The organism is Streptomyces sp. 3MP-14, from assembly GCF_006334905.2.
GTDB classification, from domain to species: domain Bacteria; phylum Actinomycetota; class Actinomycetes; order Streptomycetales; family Streptomycetaceae; genus Streptomyces; species Streptomyces triticirhizae.
Window position 1 is genome coordinate 455,393 of sequence record NZ_VDLZ02000004.1, and the last position, 14,791, is coordinate 470,183.

The window sequence follows — 14,791 nt, forward strand, 5'->3', positions numbered from 1 at the left end:
ACCCGTCCGGGGTTGGCCGAGAAGCGTCCGTATCCGGCGTGTTTCGCGCTGAGCTGCCACAACGCCCGTTCCGGGGGCGGCGTTTCGGCCAGGTAAAGCCACGTAAAAGAGGCGTGACGTCTACCCGCCCACCCTGGACTTCGACCGGCCGCGCCCCGCACTGTGGCCAGGACATCGGATGGTCAGACCAATCACCACGGCCATCCAGCACCGGGACTTCAACCGGGACTTCAGCGGGACTTCAGCGGGACTTCAGGGGGCACGAGCAGCGGTGACGGCGACAGCGGCAGCGGGGGCGTTCCCCGTTCTCCAGCGGGGCGAACGGCTCCCCTCGGGCATCGACTACCTGCCCGCCGACCCCGAGCACGTGCTCTGGGGCCGGCTGCCGTGCGCCGGCGACAAGCCGGTCGCGGTGGTGGCACCGGGCGAGCGGATCGTGGTGGACACCGTCAGCCACGAGGGCATCCTCGCCGACCAGGGTTCGGACCCGGTGGCGTTCTTCGGCCGGTACGGGGTCGAGCCGGGGCAGGTGCTCGCGGACGCCGTCGAGATCACCGCGCGCGGGCGCCGCTCCCCCGGGGACGGACCGCACGTGGTGACCGGACCGATCGCCGTGGCCGGCGCGCGCCCCGGAGACCTGCTGGCGGTGCGCACCGAACGGCTCGAACTGCGCGCGCCCTACGGGGTGATCTCCACCCGCCACGGGCGCGGGGTGCTGGCCGACGACCCTCAACTGGGCGGCGACTACCACACGTTCTGCTCGGTGACGGCGGGCCCGGACGGCCGCTGGCTGGGCACGCTGCCCGAGCGGCGGGACCCGAACGCCCGGACCGGGCAGGTGAGTTTCCCGCTGGCTCCGTTTCTGGGCATCGTGGGCGTGGCGACGGACACCCCGACTCGGGCCAACTCGGTTCCGCCCGGGCCGCACGGCGGCAATGTCGACATTCGGCTGCTCACCCCGGGGTCCACGCTCTTCCTGCCGGTGCAGGTGCCCGAGGCGCTGCTCTACGTCGGGGACCCGCACTACGCGCAGGGCAACGGCGAGGTGGCGCTGACCGCGTTCGAGGCGCCGCTGCGCGCCCAGCTCGGCGTGGACCTGCTGCCGCGCGAGCTGGTGGCCGAGGAACTCGCGGGCGTGGCGGGCCCGTTCGCCGCCGGGCACGGGCTGCTGGTGCCGACCGGCCTGGACGCCGACCTGAACGAGGCGCTGCGGCGCTGTGTGCGCAACGCGGTGGCGCTGCTGGGCGCGGTCTCCGGCCTGGAGGCGCGGCAGGCGTACCTGTATCTGAGCGCGGCGGCCGACTTCCAGGTCTCGCAGGCCGTGGACCTGGTCGCCGGGGTGCACGGGGAGCTGCGGGTCGCGGACTTCGCGGTCGAGAACGCGCCGGGCCCGGTGGCGCGGCGAATTCTGGAGCGTGCGCGATGAGCACGCTGTGGCATCCCGACCGCACCTCCACGCATCCCGAGGTGCTCGGTGACGGGCCGCTGCCGCCGGGGCTGTGGGAGGCGTTCCTCGCCTATGACCGGGCCCTGTTGGGCAACGACGTGCCCGCGCTGGACGCGGCCTTCGCGCCCGGCGACGCGACGCTGCGCGCCGACGGGACCGGGGTGTCGCGCGGGCACGCCACCATCGCCGCGTTCCGGGCCGCCCGGCCGGCGGCGCCCGACCGGCGGCTGGTGCGGGTGCATGTGCGGCTGCCGGCCGATGGGGTGGCGCTGCTGGTGGCGGAGGTCGCGTCGCCGACCGGGGCGCCCGGGCTCCAGACGCAGCTGTGGCAACGGGTCGAGGGCCGGTGGCGGGTGGCGGCGGCCCATGTCACGGCGCCCGCCCGGCCGTTGGACACCTCGGTGTGGCGGGTGGCGGGCGCGCCGCTGGTGGCGCCGACCGCCTCGGGGCCGCTGGACGGCCTGGGCGTCGCGGTCAAGGACCTGTTCGCGGTGGCCGGGCAGCCGGTCGGCGCCGGCGTTCCGGCGTTCCTGGCCGAACGGGCGCCCGAGGCGCGGCACGCGAGCGCGGTGGCCGCGTTGCTCGACGCGGGGGCCTCGTTGCTGGGCATCGCGCAGACCGACGAGTTGGCCTACAGCGTCAGCGGCGTCGGCGGGCGCTGGGGCACGCCGGCGCATCCGACGGCGCCGGGCCGGGTGCCCGGCGGCTCGACCAACGGCCCGGCGGTCGCGGTGGCCAGGGGCGAGGCGGCGGTGGGGCTCGGCACCGACACGGCGGGCTCGATCCGGGTGCCAGGGTCCTATCTGGGCCTGTGGGGCCTGCGCACCAGCACCGGGCTGGTGGACACCGCCGGGCTGCTGCCGCTGGCGCCGTCCTTCGACGCGGTCGGCTGGCTGACCGCCGACGGCGCGACGCTGCTGCGGGTGGCCGAGGCGCTGCTGCCGGACGTTCCCGAACGGGACGGCCGGCCGGGCGAGTTGGTCACCGTGCCGGCGCTCACCGCGCGGGCCGAGCCGGAGGTCGCCGAGGCCGTGCGGGGCGCGGCGGAGGCGCTGGGCGCCGTTCCGCTGGACCTCGATGTCGACTGCGATGCCTGGTTCGAGGCGTTCCGCGTGGTGCAGGGCTTCGAGGCATGGCGCACGCATGGTGCCTGGGTCACCGGGCATCCCGGGGCGCTGTCCGGCGAGGTGGCCGCCCGGCTGGCCTGGGCCGCCGGCGTCACCGGGGCCCAGCACGAGGCGGCGCGCGCCGTGTTGGCCGATGCCGCCGCGTTCCTGCGGGCCGCGTTGGCGGACCGGGTGCTGTTGCTGCCGGCCACCGCGACCCCGGCCCCGCCGCTCGCCGACCCCGAGGCGCTGGCCGCCGCCCGGGACCGCACCCTGCGGCTGACCTGTCTGGCCTCGCTGGCCGGGCTGCCCGCCCTGACCATGCCGGCGCCGGGGACCGGCCCGGGCCAACCGCCGTTGGGGCTCGGCCTGGTGGGCCCCGCCGGCCGTGACCTTCCCCTGCTCCGCTTCGCCCTGGGCGCCGCCGCCACCCTGGCCGGCGACCGCCCCCACCACGCCCAACCATCCACGGAGACCACATGAACCACCAGCTGCCCAAGACCGGCGTGGCCGCCGCACTCGGCCTGCTGCTGACCGCCGCGCTGGCGGGCTGCGGCACCTCGAAGGGCGAGGACGGCGGCTCGTCGGACACCATCACCATCGGCACCCTGCGCAGCCAACCGCACCTGTACCAGCCGTACTTCATGGAGCGGTTCGCCGAGGAGGGCGTCAGCTACCAGATCACCACCTTCGACAACTCGCCCGACATCAAGAACGCGCTCTCCAGCGGCGCGATCGACTTCGCGGTGCTGGGCGCGCCCTCGATGCTGGCCGGCTCGGCGGCCGGCGAGGACGTCCGGATCATCGGCTCGGCGGCCAACGGCGGCTCCGGCTTCGTCGGCAGCCCGGAGATCGCCGGGCCCGAGGACCTGCCGGGCACCAGCATCGGCTACCCGGCCGGCTCCTCGCAGGAGATCCTGCTGAAGCTGACGTTGCAGGCGAACGGGATCGACCCCGACGCCGACGTGGAGCTGGTCAACCTGCCGTACGCCGACATGGCGCCGGCCTACGAGTCGGGGCAGGTGGACGCGTTCCTGGGCGCCGAGACCGGGGTCTCGATCGCGTTGGAGGACGGGGCGCACGAGATCGCCTCGCCATATGACACCCCGATCGGCGGGGTGAACATCGTCTTCGGTACCCGGGCCGAACTGATCGAGAACGATCCGGAGTTGGTGCAGTCGGTGACCGATGTGTTCATCCAGGCGGTGGGGCTGATGAACGAGGAGCCCGAGACCTGGGTGGACGGGGTGGTGGAGACCTTCGGCCTCGACCCCGAGGTGACCGCCCGTTCCGTTACGAACATCACGCCGCGCTACGCCCTCGACGAGGACTATCTGGCCCAACTCGGGGCCCAGGCCGAGCAGATGGTCGCGTTCGACCAGATATCCGGCGCGCCGGACCTGTCGACGCTGGTCGACCCGACCTTCGTCGAGGCCAGCGCGTTCGCCGAGTAGTCCCCCGCCGTCCCCCGCCGTCCCCCGCCGGACGCCGGGGCCGGGAAACGGCCCCGCGCGGCGCAGGAAGGAGTTCCCCTTGTCCGTTCCGACAGGCACCCACCAGGCCGGCCAACCCGCCACCGGCGACCCCGCCACCGGCACCGCGTCGGCCGGTTCGCCGCCGCCCCTTGACGCCCCGAACGCCCCGAACGCCCCGAACGCCCCGGCGTCGGGCCGGTCGAACGGCGGCGAGCGGGGCCGGCGGTCCCGCTCCGCGCTGCTCGGCGCGCTCTACGCGATCCCCGTTCCCGTGCTGCTCGTGCTGCTGTGGGACCGGGGCGTGGCGGGCGCCTGGCTGCTGCCGTTCGGCATCCAGATGGAGTATCTGCCGGCGCCCTACGACGTGGCGCGCCGGCTGGTCGACCTGGCGTTCGGCGGGGTCATCGACGACACCTACAGCGGCACCCTCTGGGAGCACCTGTGGGCCAGCACCCGCCGGGTGCTCCAGGGCTTCGCGCTGGCGGCGGCGGTGGCCGTTCCGCTGGGCGTGGTGATGGGGCGTTCGCGCACCGCGTTCCGGCTGTTGGAGCCGACGATCAATCTGATCCGGCCGATTCCGGTCACCGCGTGGGCTCCGCTCTCGCTGCTGATCATCGGTTTCGGCGACCAGTCGACCATCTTCCTGGTCTTCCTGGCCTCGGTCTTCGCGATCCTGCTCAACACGATCGCCGGGGTGCGGGAGGTGCCCGAGCGGCTGGTGGAGGCGGCGGCGATGCTGGGCACCCGGCCCGCGCGCACGCTCTACAAGGTGGTGCTGCCGGCGGCCGTGCCCAGCATCATCGGCGGGCTGCGGATCGCGCTGGGCCTGGCCTGGGTGATCCTCGTGGTCGGCGAGACGGTCGGGATCAGCACCGGGCTCGGCGCGTTGATCACCCAGGCCCGCGAGCAGTCCCGCACGGATCTGATCGTCGCCGTAATGATCGTGATCGGTCTGGCCGGATTCCTGGCCGACCGGCTTCTGATGCTGCTGGTCCGCCTGATCGCCGGCCGACGCCCGCTGATCAACTGACCGGCCCCGCGCCCCCGTTCAGCGCGACATCCCCGTTCCCCGAGAGGAGTCCCCGTGCCCGAGACCGCACAGGCCACCACGACCGCCACCACGACCGCGACCGCCGCCACCGCCGCCGGGATCGAGATCGACGACCTGGGCAAGCGTTACCCCGGCTCGGCCGGCTACGCCATGGACGGCGTGACCATCGACATCGCCCGGGGCGAGTTCGTCTGTGTGGTCGGCGCCAGCGGCTGCGGCAAGTCCACGCTGCTGCGCGTCCTGGCCGGCTTCGAGACCGCGAGCAGGGGCACCGTGCGGGTGGGCGGCGCGCCCGTCGCCGGCCCGGGGCCCGACCGGGCGGTGGTCTTCCAGGACTACGGCCTCTTCCCGTGGCTGACCGTGGCCGAGAACATCGCCTACGGCCCCCGGCAGGCCAAGCTCCCCAAGGCGACCGTGCGCGAGCGCACCGAGGCGGCCCTCCACGCGGTCGGTCTGGCCCGGGTCGAGCGCTCCTTCCCGCACCAGCTCTCCGGCGGGATGCAGCAACGGGTGGCGATCGCCCGGGTGTTGGCCAACCGGCCGGCCGTGCTGCTGATGGACGAGCCGTTCGGCGCGCTGGACGCGCTGACCCGCTCCGGGATGCAGGCGGAACTCCAGCGCATCCACCGGGAGGCCGGCGTCACCGTCGTCTTCGTCACGCACAGCATCGAGGAGGCCGTCTATCTGGCCGACCGGGTGGTGGTGATGGCCGGCGGATCGGCGCACGGCAACGCCGGCCATGTGCGCGAGATCGTCCCCGTCGGGCTGCCGCGCGAACGGGACACCACATCGCCCGAGTTCAACGCGCTCAAGCGGCGCATCGACGCCCTGGTCCACCAGGGCAACGAGGTCACCGCGTAGGCCCTGTCCGCAGCGCGCCACCCGACCAGCGAGGAACGTGAACGCCCGTGTCCGAGACCGTCACCACCGACCGGCCCAGCGCCCCCTACGACCTGTTGCTCACCGGCGGCCGGGTCGTCGACCCCGCCACCGGCACCGACGCGCCGCGCGACCTGGCCGTGCGCGACGGCCGGATCGCCGCCGTCGCCGAACGGATCGCCCCGGCGAGCGCCCGCCGCGTCCACGACGTGACCGGACGGCTGGTGCTGCCCGGGCTGATCGACACCCACGGCCATATCTACCAGCACGTGACCGGGCGGTTCGGCCTGCCGCCCGACCTGGTGGGCGTGCGCTCGGGCGTGACCACCGTGGTCGACCAGGGCGGCCCGTCCTGCATGACGCTGCCCGGCTTCCGGCACCATGTCGCCGAGCCGGCCGCCACCCGCTGCCTGGCGTTCCTCTCCGCCTATCTGGTGGGCGGCCTGGAGGGCCATCTCTACAGCCAGCTCTACAGCCCCGAGGGCGTCGACATCGAGGCGACCGTGGCCTCCGCGACCGCCAACCGCGACCTGGTGCGCGGCATCAAGGCGCACGCCGAGATCGGCGGTTTCGCGCGCTGGGGCATCCGCGTCATCGAGCTGGCCGCCGAGATCGCCCACCGGGCCGAACTCCCGCTCTACGTCCACTTCGGCCAGCTGTGGGGGCTGCCGGCCAGCGGCGCCAACGGGGAGGACGCGGACACCATCCTGGAGCGGGTCATCCCGCTGCTCGACGAGGGCGACGTGCTGGCCCACCCGTTCACCCGCCATCCGGGCGGCTTCGTCAACCGGGAGGGCCAGGTGCACGAGGTGATCCGCGCCGCGCTGGACCGGGGGCTGAAGGTGGACGTGGGCCACGGCAGCCACTTCTCCTACCGGCTGGCCCGGGTCGCGCTGGCGGCCGGCGTGGTGCCGGACACCCTCGGCGCCGACATGCACGGCTACAACACCCAGGTTCCGCCGCCGCCCGGCACCCCGCCGGAGCACCCGGACGACGAGAACCACCCCTTCGCCGGCAAGGCCGGCTTCTCCCTGGTCCAGGCGATGAGTTCGATGCTGGCGCTCGGACTGTCGCTGAGCGAGGTGGTGCCGATGGTGACCACCAACGCCGCCCGCATGATCGGCATGGCGGACGAGTTGGGATCGTTGGCGCCCGGACGGGTCGCGGATGTGACCGTTCTGGCCGACGAGCGGGGCGCGTTCACGCTGCGGGACAACGAGGGCACCGAGCTGGTCACCGAACGGCTGCTGCGGCCCGACTTCTGCCTGCGCGCCGGGGCCAGGTTCGACGCCGACAGCCCGATCCTGCCCGAGCCGATCCCCGTTCCGGCGTGAGCGCCGGCGCGTCTGCCGGCTCGTGCGATGGCTCGTGCGCCGGCGATCCCCGGGAGCGCTGGGCGGAGTTGGACCGCGCCGCCCGGGACGCCGCCTATGACAACAACGCGGCGGTGCCCGACAGCGCGGCCCTGGTCGCCGCGCGGAACGCCGCCGCCCGCGCCTACCGGGCCGCCCATCCCGAGGCCAGGCTCGACCTGCCCTACGGCCCGCGCCCGCGCAACCGCTGCGACCTGTTCCCGGCCGCCGACCCGGCCGCGCCCTGCCTGGTCTTCCTGCACGGCGGCTGGTGGCAGCGCAACGGCCGGGAGGACTTCTCCCATCTGGCGGAGGGCATGCGGCACTTCGGCTGGTCGGCGGCGCTGCCCGGCTACTCGCTCGCGCCGGCCGCCTCGTTGACGGAGATCGTCGCCGAGACATGGCGGGCGTTGGACTGGCTGGTCGCCGAGGGTCCCGCGTTCGGCGTCGCGGGGCCGCTGGTGATCGCCGGCTGGTCGGCGGGGGCGCAACTGGCGGCGCTCGCGCTGCCGCACTCCGGGGCGCGCGCCGGGCTCGCGATCTCGGGCGCGCACGAGCTGGCGCCGCTGCGGGACACCTGGATCAACGAGGCGCTGCGGCTGACGGCCGAGGAGGCCGAGCGGCTCTCCCCGCTGCGCCACCCGCCGAGCCCCAAGCCGTTGACCGTCGCCTGCGGCGCGGCCGAACTGCCGACGCTGGTGGCCGACGCGCGGCGGCTGCACGGGCTGCGCGCGGCGGCCGGCGCCCCCGGTGAGCTGCTGGTTCTCCCCGGCCGTGACCATTTCACGGTGCTGGAGGAGCTACGCTCCCCGGGCGGCGCGCTGACCCGCGCGGTGCTGCGCCTGCTGGAGCCGTGACCGATGCCGACCGATGTGAGGAGTGCGGTGAACCCGACCCCGACGCCGACCTCGACGCGCGCCCCGGACCCTCCGCCGGCGCCCGAGGCCGGGCGGCTGGCGCTGCTGTTGATGGTGGCGCTCACGTTTGTGACCGGCGTGGTGGACGCGGTCGGCTTCCTCGGCCTCGACCGGGTGTTCACCGGCAACATGACGGGGAACATCGTGATCCTCGGCATGGGCGCCGCCGGCGCCGACGAACTCCCGGTGCTGGGGCCCTCGTTGGCGCTGGTCGCGTTCGCCGGCGGCGCGCTGGTCGCCGGGCTGGCGCTGCGGGGCCGGGCGAAGGGCTGGGGCACGGGCGTGACGGTGCTGTTGGCGGCGCAGACGGTGGTGCTGGTGGCGCTCGCGGTCGCGTTGGCGCTGGTGGGTGAGGAGCCGGGGACGCCGGCGCAGCTGTCGATCGCGGCGGGCACGGCGGCGGCGATGGGCAGCCAGGCGGCCGTCGCGCGACGGATCGGGGTGCCGGAGATGACCACGGTGGTGGTGACCTCGACGCTGACCACGCTGGCCGCCGAGTCGCTGCCGAGGGGCGGTCTCGCCTCGTTCGCCAACCGCAGGACGGCCGCGATCCTGGCGATCTTCCTGGGCGCGGTGGTCGGCGCGGTGCTGCTGCGGGTCGCCGAACTCGCCCTGCCCATGGGCCTGGCCGCGCTGCTCTCCGGGGCGGTGACCGTGGCGGGCCACCGCCGGCTGCGGGTCGCTTCGGCCTAGGTCGGAGGGTTGAGCGGCGGCGGGGCCGGGGACCGTGGTGGCGGTGGGGCGCGGGTGCCAGCCTGGGCGCATGAGCAATGCCTGGCCCGCACACCTTGCGGTCGGCGCGGTGCGGTTCGCGCGCCCGACCGGCAGGTTCGACGAGATCCTCACCTTCTACCGCGACGACCTGGGGCTTCCGGTGCTCGCCGAGTGGCGCGACCACCAGGGCTATGACGGCGTGGTGTTGGGGCTGCCGGACACCCCGGTGCACCTGGAGATCACCCAGCACGGCGACCCGCCCTTGGTGCCCGAGCCGCACCCGGAGAACCAGTTGGTGCTCTATCTGCGCGGCCCCGCCGCCAGGGACGCGGCGGCGGCGCGGCTGCGGGAGCGGGGTCACCGGCCGGTCGCGGCGTCCAACCCGTACTGGCCGGAGCGCGGCGCCGTGCTCTTCCCCGACCCGGACGGCTGGTTGGTGGTGCTGGCGCCCTGGGTCTTCGGCGTCGATCCGGTGCCGAGGCCGGGGGTCCTGAGCGCCCGGCCAGTCTCCTGAGCGGGGCGGCGTCCAACGGGCGGAGGCCGGGCGACGTTTGGGTTGGCCGGAACTGGTCAGGCGATTGGCATGGCCACACAAAGAGTAAGGACCGCACCCCTGGCGTTGGGAATCGCCGTAGTCGCCGATGTGGCCGCCGCCATCATCGGCCTGTGGATACTGCTCTACCTCCTGGACGCCAATCCGCAGAACGACCTGGTCAACGTCTCGCATGACATCTCGCGTTGGTTGGCCACCTGGTCGCACGACCTGTTCACCTTCGACAAGGAGTGGGCGCGCGTGGTCTGTGGCTATGGCCTGGCAGCCGTGGTCTACCTCGCGCTGGGCAATCTGATCGCCAACCGGGTGCGCCGCTTCTAGGCGTTCTTCCGGATACGTCCCGTCGGGCGGGGCGGTGGGCCTCTTCGACGGGGCCTCTCAGGCGCGGCCTCGTCAGGCGGCCGCCGCCAGGCCGAGTTGGGCGCGCAGCTCGCGCTCGCTGGCGTTGGCCCCGGTGCAGACCACCGCCACCCGCCGGCCGGAGAACCTCTCCGGATGGGCCAGCAGCGCGGCCAGCCCGGCGGCCCCCGCCCCCTCCGCGAGCGTGTGGGCGTCCCGCATCAGCACCCACTGGGCCTCGCTGATCCGGTCGTCGTCCACGAGCAGGAAGTCGGCCAGCCCCCCGGTCATCAGCCCCTGGGTCAGGGCGAACCCGCAGCCCGTCGCCAGGCCCTCGGCGCGGGTCGCGTTGGGGCGGGTCAGCAGCCGGCCGGCGCGCCAGGAGTCGTGGGCGGCCGGCGAGGCCGCCGACTGCACGGCGATCACCTCGCAGCGCGGGGCGAGCGCCTGGGCCACCAGACACGCGGCGGCGGCGCCGCTGCCGCCGCCGACCGGGACCACCACCGCGTCCAGGTCGGGCGCCTGCTCGAAGATCTCCAGATAGGCGGTGGCGACCCCGGCCACCAGCGCCGGCTCGTCCGCCGCGCTCACCAGCCGGGCGCCGCGCTCCTCGGCGACCAGCCGGGCGCGTTCGGCGGCCTCGCCCATGTCGGCGCCGGCCTCGATCAGTTCGGCGCCCAGGGCGCGCACGGCGGCGGCCTTGCACGGGTTGGGGTTGACGGGCATCACGATGGTGCAGCGCGTGCCGTGCTGCCGGGCCGCGAAGGCCAGCGACTGGGCATGGTTGCCCGTCGAGTAGCCCACAATGCCCGCCCGCCGTGCCTCGGCGTCGAGACCGGCCAGCAGATTGAGCCCGCCGCGCACCTTGAAGGCCCCGGTGGGCTGCACGTTCTCGTGCTTCACCAGCACGGTGGCGCCGGTCGTCGCGTCCAGCGCGGGATAGTTCCACATCGGGGTCGGGGGCAGCTGGCCCGCGAGCACCCGGCGGGCCGCCAGCGCGTCGGAGATGGTCGGCCGGGACATCGGAAGAGGTGCCGGCCGGGCGGTCGATGAGGGCGTCGGCTCAACCATGCGGGCACTGTCGCACGAAGCGGACGCATAGCTCCAATGCTTGTTTTCTCTGCTTCCATCGAGGCCGTCTATCTCGCCTGGTCGCGGGGGCGCGGCTAGGCTCGCCGGCATGTGGAACCTCACCAGGCTTCGGGTGCTGGTCGCGGTGGCCAGGGAGGGCTCGGTGACCGGCGCCGCCGAGGCGCTGCACTACGCCCAGCCCTCGGTCAGCCACCACCTGGCGCGGCTGGAGGCCGAGGTCGGGGTGGTGCTGGTGCGCCGGGTGGGGCGCGGGGTGGTGCTGACGGACGCGGGCCGGCTGCTGGTGGAACGGGCCGAGGAGATCCTGGGCCGGGTGGAGTCGGCGCGCGCGGAGGTGGCCGCGCACGCCGGCCTGCGCACGGGGCGCGTGCGGCTGGCCGCGTTCCCGTCCGCGCTGGCGACGCTGGTGCCGCCGGCCGCCGCCCGGCTGGCCGCCGAACACCCGGGCGTCGAGCTGGCGTTGACGGAGGCGGAGCCGCCGGCGGCGCTGACCGCGCTGCGGAACGCTGACGTGGACGCGGCCCTGGTCTTCGCCCACGAGGCGCCCCCGGCGGGGGACCAGCGGAACACGACGCTGACGCCGCTGCTGGAGGAGCCGCTGTACCTGGTGACGGGGGGCGCCTCGTCGGAGGCGGCCGCGCCGGCGCACGCCTCCCCTGCCGTGCTGCGGGCGCACGCCGGGGACAGCTGGATCGCCGGCTGCGAACGGTGCCGGGCCCACCTGGTGTCGGCGTGCGAACGGGCCGGGTTCACGCCGAGGATCACGTTCGAGACGGACGACTACGTGGCGGTCCAGGCGCTGGTGGCCGCCGGGCTCGGGGTGAGCGTGCTGCCCGGGCTGGCGCTGGCCGCGCACCACGACCCGCGCGTCCGGGCGGAGCGGCTGCCGGGCGAGGTGCGGAGGGTGTCCCTCGCGGTCTACGGAGCCCCCGCGCCGGACCCGGTGCGGGCGTTCACGGACGTTCTGCGCGAGACGGTGCTCCCGAGGGGCGGCTGGGTGGGATGACACCTCGGGACGGCACGGCGTCGGAGGCGAGTCGTTCCTGGAGGCGGAGATGTTGGAAGGCCAACGCCGGGCCCTGGCCGCGCAGGACGTTGCACCGCCCGGCCTCCCACAGGATGCGGGGGCCGCCCGGCGGGGCGACGCCGCGCAGCCGGAGCTGGAGGAAGGTCAGCCGGGCCCGCCAGGCGTCGGAGACCCCGACCGCGCAGGCCGCGGCGACCAGCAGGCCGATGCCGACGCCGGCCACCACGCCGGCCAGCGCCCCGTGCGCGATGCCGTTCCGCACTCCCAGGGCGATCCCCAGGACCGTCCCGGCGGCGATTCCCACGGTGAGGCTCCGTTGCCGGTCCCGGCGCCAGAGGGTGTGCGGGTCACTGAAGTCGCCCTGCGCGGAGGGGCGGGTGACGCCCGCCATCAGGCCGAAGGCCAGGGCGCTGGTCAGTCCGGCGAAGGCACCGTTGACGGCTCCGTTGGTGACCCCGTAGGCCGCCCCGGCCGCGAGCCCGGCGGCGGCGCCGGTGACGGGGTCGAGGCGGAGCCGCAGCAGCCGACAACGGCGCGGAAGTCCACGGGGAGCCGGCCAGGTCCGCGCGGCCGCGGCACCGGCCACGGCGCCGACGACCGGCCCGGCGACGGCTCCGTAGAGGTAATGGGTCTGATTGCCGACGGCGATGCCCATGGCGAGGGTCAGCAGCAGGCAGACCCGGACGTTGAACGAGGACAGCCGCGCTCCCTCGGCGGCGCGCAGCCGCCCGACGGGCAGCCTCGGCAACTCCGACGCGGCGGCTGCCACGAGCCCGAAGAGTGCCCCGAGGAAGCCGCCGTACCACAGCCCGAACAGGGACCCGGTGGAGCCCCTGACCGTGTACTGGCCGAGCGGACCGAACACGACCGTGGCCACCAGGGCCGTGGCCGTCATCCCGAGCAGTCCGGTCGCGAGCACCCTGGGCAGCCAGGGCTGCCAACGGTGCAGGAGCTGCCAGGACAGAACGCCGCTGGCGTCCTCCGTCATCCGGGCGGCGAGGTAGCCGAGACACGTCCGGGCCTCCTCGGAGGTGGTGCGCAGAGGCTTCTCGGGCGTTCCCTTCCAGACCGCTGGCAGGTACCCGTCCAGCAGGAAGTCCTCGACCTCGTCGCGTGAGCCGAAGGACTCCGGCCTGAGCAGGCGTTCCACCACGGAGTGATCCTCGGACTGGCGGCGGAGCAGCATGAGGGCCAACGGTGAGCTGAGCGCCCTGGAGACCGGACTGTCGGGGCTCGCCTCGATGTGCCCGGTGAGCCGCTGCCAGTCGGAACGCGCCTGAGCCACGTGGCAGCGCCGCAGGTACTCCGCGGCCTCCCGGGGGCGGACCGGGAGCAGTTCGAGGGCGAGGGCCCGGCTGAGATGACGCGTTCCGCCCACGGCCTTCTCGAACTCGTCGGTCCGCGACAGCAGGACCAGCCTGAGCGCGGCCTGACGGTCGATCGCTTCCAGGGCGGTGGCGCGAAGGTCGGGGGCCAGTTCGTCGAAGCCCTCCAGGAACAGCGACACCCGGCCCGAGCGCGCGAGTTGGGCCGCCAAGGTTCCCTGTTTCCTTCGCCGGGCCCGCAGCCTCGGGTAGTCGGCCGCCAGGCGACGCGCGAGCCATTCGTACAGCTCCTCCCTGTCCGCCTCCCAGTCCCGGCAGTCGAGGAGGACGGGCACGGGGGTCTGCGCGCGGTCCTCGTCCCGCAGCCCTCGGCGCCGCTCAAGTGCCCGCAGCAGGGTGCCGATCGCGGCACCGGACTTGCCGCTGCCGGATCTCCCCAGGATGACGACCCGCCCCGAGGGCAACGCCCCGTAGACAAGGGGAAGGTCCTCCAACTCGCCGCCCCGGACGCCGTCCAGGGTGACGGGCGTGGTTCCCGGCAGGAGGGGAGGAACGTCGATCGGCTGCTGTGCGATCTCGACCGCCCGCTCGACGGGGCTGGTCACCGGCAGCGCACTCAGGCCCCAGGGCACCGGAATGGCCGGATCGAACAACTGCTGTGCCCTGGCCTCCGTCCGCCACTGGCTCTCGACGTCCGCCGCCAGTTCGTCGGCGGCCGCCAGCAGCACGTCCGACACCGGTGGGAGTGGCGAACCCACGCGCTCCGTCGCGGGTGGGCTCGTTTCCTGGGCGCTGATGCGGGCCCCTCTGCCGTCGTTGCTCTCGGCCGCGGCCCAGCGGGCCCGCCACACGTTCTCGTCCAGACCCAGGATGCGCACCACGTGAAGGGCCTGGCTCCAGGCGACCCGACGACCGCTGCGAAACCAGCCGTGGAAGGTGCTGTAGGCGACCCAGTGCTCACTGCGTTCACAGAATTCCCGCCACAGCGGTTTGCACTCCCGCCGCTGCTTCTTCATCTCCTTCTCAAGGTCGCTCCACAGGGATCGGAACGTCTCTTCCGTTTCACTCCGCCCGGCGCCTGCCATGCCCCTGTCCGCCCTCTCGACCTTCGGATCGGATGCCGTCGGATCTCAGATCCATGCGGGTCAGAGGGGGGTTGTGGAACTCGGATTCTGAGAGTTCCGAGAATGATTCCGGATCGCTGACGCCCTGTCAAAAACTCCTGGCCATGGCAGAAGAGACGCGGACGAACCAGGGGGTCGGCTGTGCGCCTGACCTTTAGCAACCACGCGAAGGACCGCATGTGTGAGCGGAACATCTCAGAGGGGGACGTGCGCTTCGCCCTGTCGCATCATGTCGAGCGAAAGGCCACGGAGAAGGGGAGCATCAGGTACCGGGGCCCCGGACTCCGTGGGGACATGTTGAAAGTCTGGGTGGAGTCGGAACGGGGTTCGGCGAAAAAGATCAAGTCCGTGACCTGGGACGGAAGGTAGGCGGAGAGAAGGGTGGGAGGG

The 14,791-nt window shown here is 74.0% G+C and carries 14 protein-coding genes; 12 read left to right on the forward strand and 2 right to left on the reverse strand.

Annotated elements, in window-relative coordinates; genetic code table 11:
- Positions 1 to 178 precede the first annotated feature (178 nt).
- From FH609_RS08780 to FH609_RS08825, 10 genes are all read left to right on the forward strand, one after another.
- Positions 179 to 1,426, forward strand: a complete 1,248-nt coding sequence (locus FH609_RS08780; RefSeq protein ID WP_139666320.1) for an acetamidase/formamidase family protein — start codon at positions 179 to 181, stop codon at positions 1,424 to 1,426.
- Positions 1,423 to 3,036, forward strand: a complete 1,614-nt coding sequence (locus tag FH609_RS08785) for an AtzH-like domain-containing protein (protein WP_139666319.1) — start codon at positions 1,423 to 1,425, stop codon at positions 3,034 to 3,036. The genes FH609_RS08780 and FH609_RS08785 overlap by 4 nt, the downstream gene beginning before the upstream one ends.
- Positions 3,033 to 4,007, forward strand: coding sequence for an ABC transporter substrate-binding protein (locus FH609_RS08790; protein ID WP_139666318.1), 975 nt, complete (start codon positions 3,033 to 3,035; stop codon positions 4,005 to 4,007). The genes FH609_RS08785 and FH609_RS08790 overlap by 4 nt, the downstream gene beginning before the upstream one ends.
- A 79-nt stretch (positions 4,008 to 4,086) precedes the next feature.
- Positions 4,087 to 5,058, forward strand: a complete 972-nt coding sequence (locus FH609_RS08795; RefSeq protein ID WP_226961502.1) for an ABC transporter permease — start codon at positions 4,087 to 4,089, stop codon at positions 5,056 to 5,058.
- A 54-nt stretch (positions 5,059 to 5,112) separates the two neighbouring features.
- Positions 5,113 to 5,940 carry an ABC transporter ATP-binding protein gene (locus FH609_RS08800; protein WP_226961503.1) on the forward strand — a complete coding sequence of 276 codons (828 nt, stop codon included), beginning with the start codon at positions 5,113 to 5,115 and terminating at the stop codon, positions 5,938 to 5,940.
- Positions 5,941 to 5,987: 47 nt separating this feature from the next.
- Positions 5,988 to 7,292 (forward strand): amidohydrolase/deacetylase family metallohydrolase, encoded by a 1,305-nt coding sequence (locus FH609_RS08805; protein WP_139666317.1) that lies wholly within the window; start codon positions 5,988 to 5,990, stop codon positions 7,290 to 7,292.
- Positions 7,289 to 8,167 (forward strand): alpha/beta hydrolase, encoded by an 879-nt coding sequence (locus FH609_RS08810; RefSeq protein ID WP_139666316.1) that lies wholly within the window; start codon positions 7,289 to 7,291, stop codon positions 8,165 to 8,167. The genes FH609_RS08805 and FH609_RS08810 overlap by 4 nt, the downstream gene beginning before the upstream one ends.
- A 27-nt stretch (positions 8,168 to 8,194) precedes the next feature.
- On the forward strand, positions 8,195 to 8,920 hold the full coding sequence (locus tag FH609_RS08815) for a YoaK family protein (protein ID WP_226961504.1): 726 nt from the start codon (positions 8,195 to 8,197) through the stop codon (positions 8,918 to 8,920).
- A gap of 70 nt (positions 8,921 to 8,990) precedes the next feature.
- Positions 8,991 to 9,455: a VOC family protein gene (locus FH609_RS08820; protein WP_139666315.1), complete on the forward strand. Its 465-nt coding sequence runs from the start codon at positions 8,991 to 8,993 to the stop codon at positions 9,453 to 9,455.
- A gap of 69 nt (positions 9,456 to 9,524) precedes the next feature.
- Entirely contained in the window at positions 9,525 to 9,815 is a 291-nt protein-coding gene (locus FH609_RS08825; RefSeq protein ID WP_139666314.1) for a hypothetical protein, read from the forward strand.
- A gap of 72 nt (positions 9,816 to 9,887) precedes the next feature.
- Here the strand turns inward: FH609_RS08825 and FH609_RS08830 are convergent, their stop codons facing one another.
- Entirely contained in the window at positions 9,888 to 10,856 is a 969-nt protein-coding gene (locus FH609_RS08830; RefSeq protein ID WP_139666313.1) for a threonine/serine dehydratase, read from the reverse strand.
- Positions 10,857 to 11,013: 157 nt separating this feature from the next.
- On the opposite strand from FH609_RS08830, the gene FH609_RS08835 reads away from it, so the two are divergent.
- Entirely contained in the window at positions 11,014 to 11,931 is a 918-nt protein-coding gene (locus tag FH609_RS08835; RefSeq protein WP_139666312.1) for a LysR family transcriptional regulator, read from the forward strand.
- Here the strand turns inward: FH609_RS08835 and FH609_RS08840 are convergent.
- Positions 11,879 to 14,293 (reverse strand): NACHT domain-containing protein, encoded by a 2,415-nt coding sequence (locus tag FH609_RS08840; protein WP_139666311.1) that lies wholly within the window; start codon positions 14,291 to 14,293, stop codon positions 11,879 to 11,881. The two genes, FH609_RS08835 and FH609_RS08840, sit on opposite strands and share 53 nt — an antisense overlap.
- Positions 14,294 to 14,542: 249 nt before the next feature.
- On the opposite strand from FH609_RS08840, the gene FH609_RS32385 reads away from it, so the two are divergent.
- Positions 14,543 to 14,770, forward strand: coding sequence for a DUF4258 domain-containing protein (locus FH609_RS32385; RefSeq protein ID WP_139666310.1), 228 nt, complete (start codon positions 14,543 to 14,545; stop codon positions 14,768 to 14,770).
- Positions 14,771 to 14,791 lie beyond the last annotated feature (21 nt).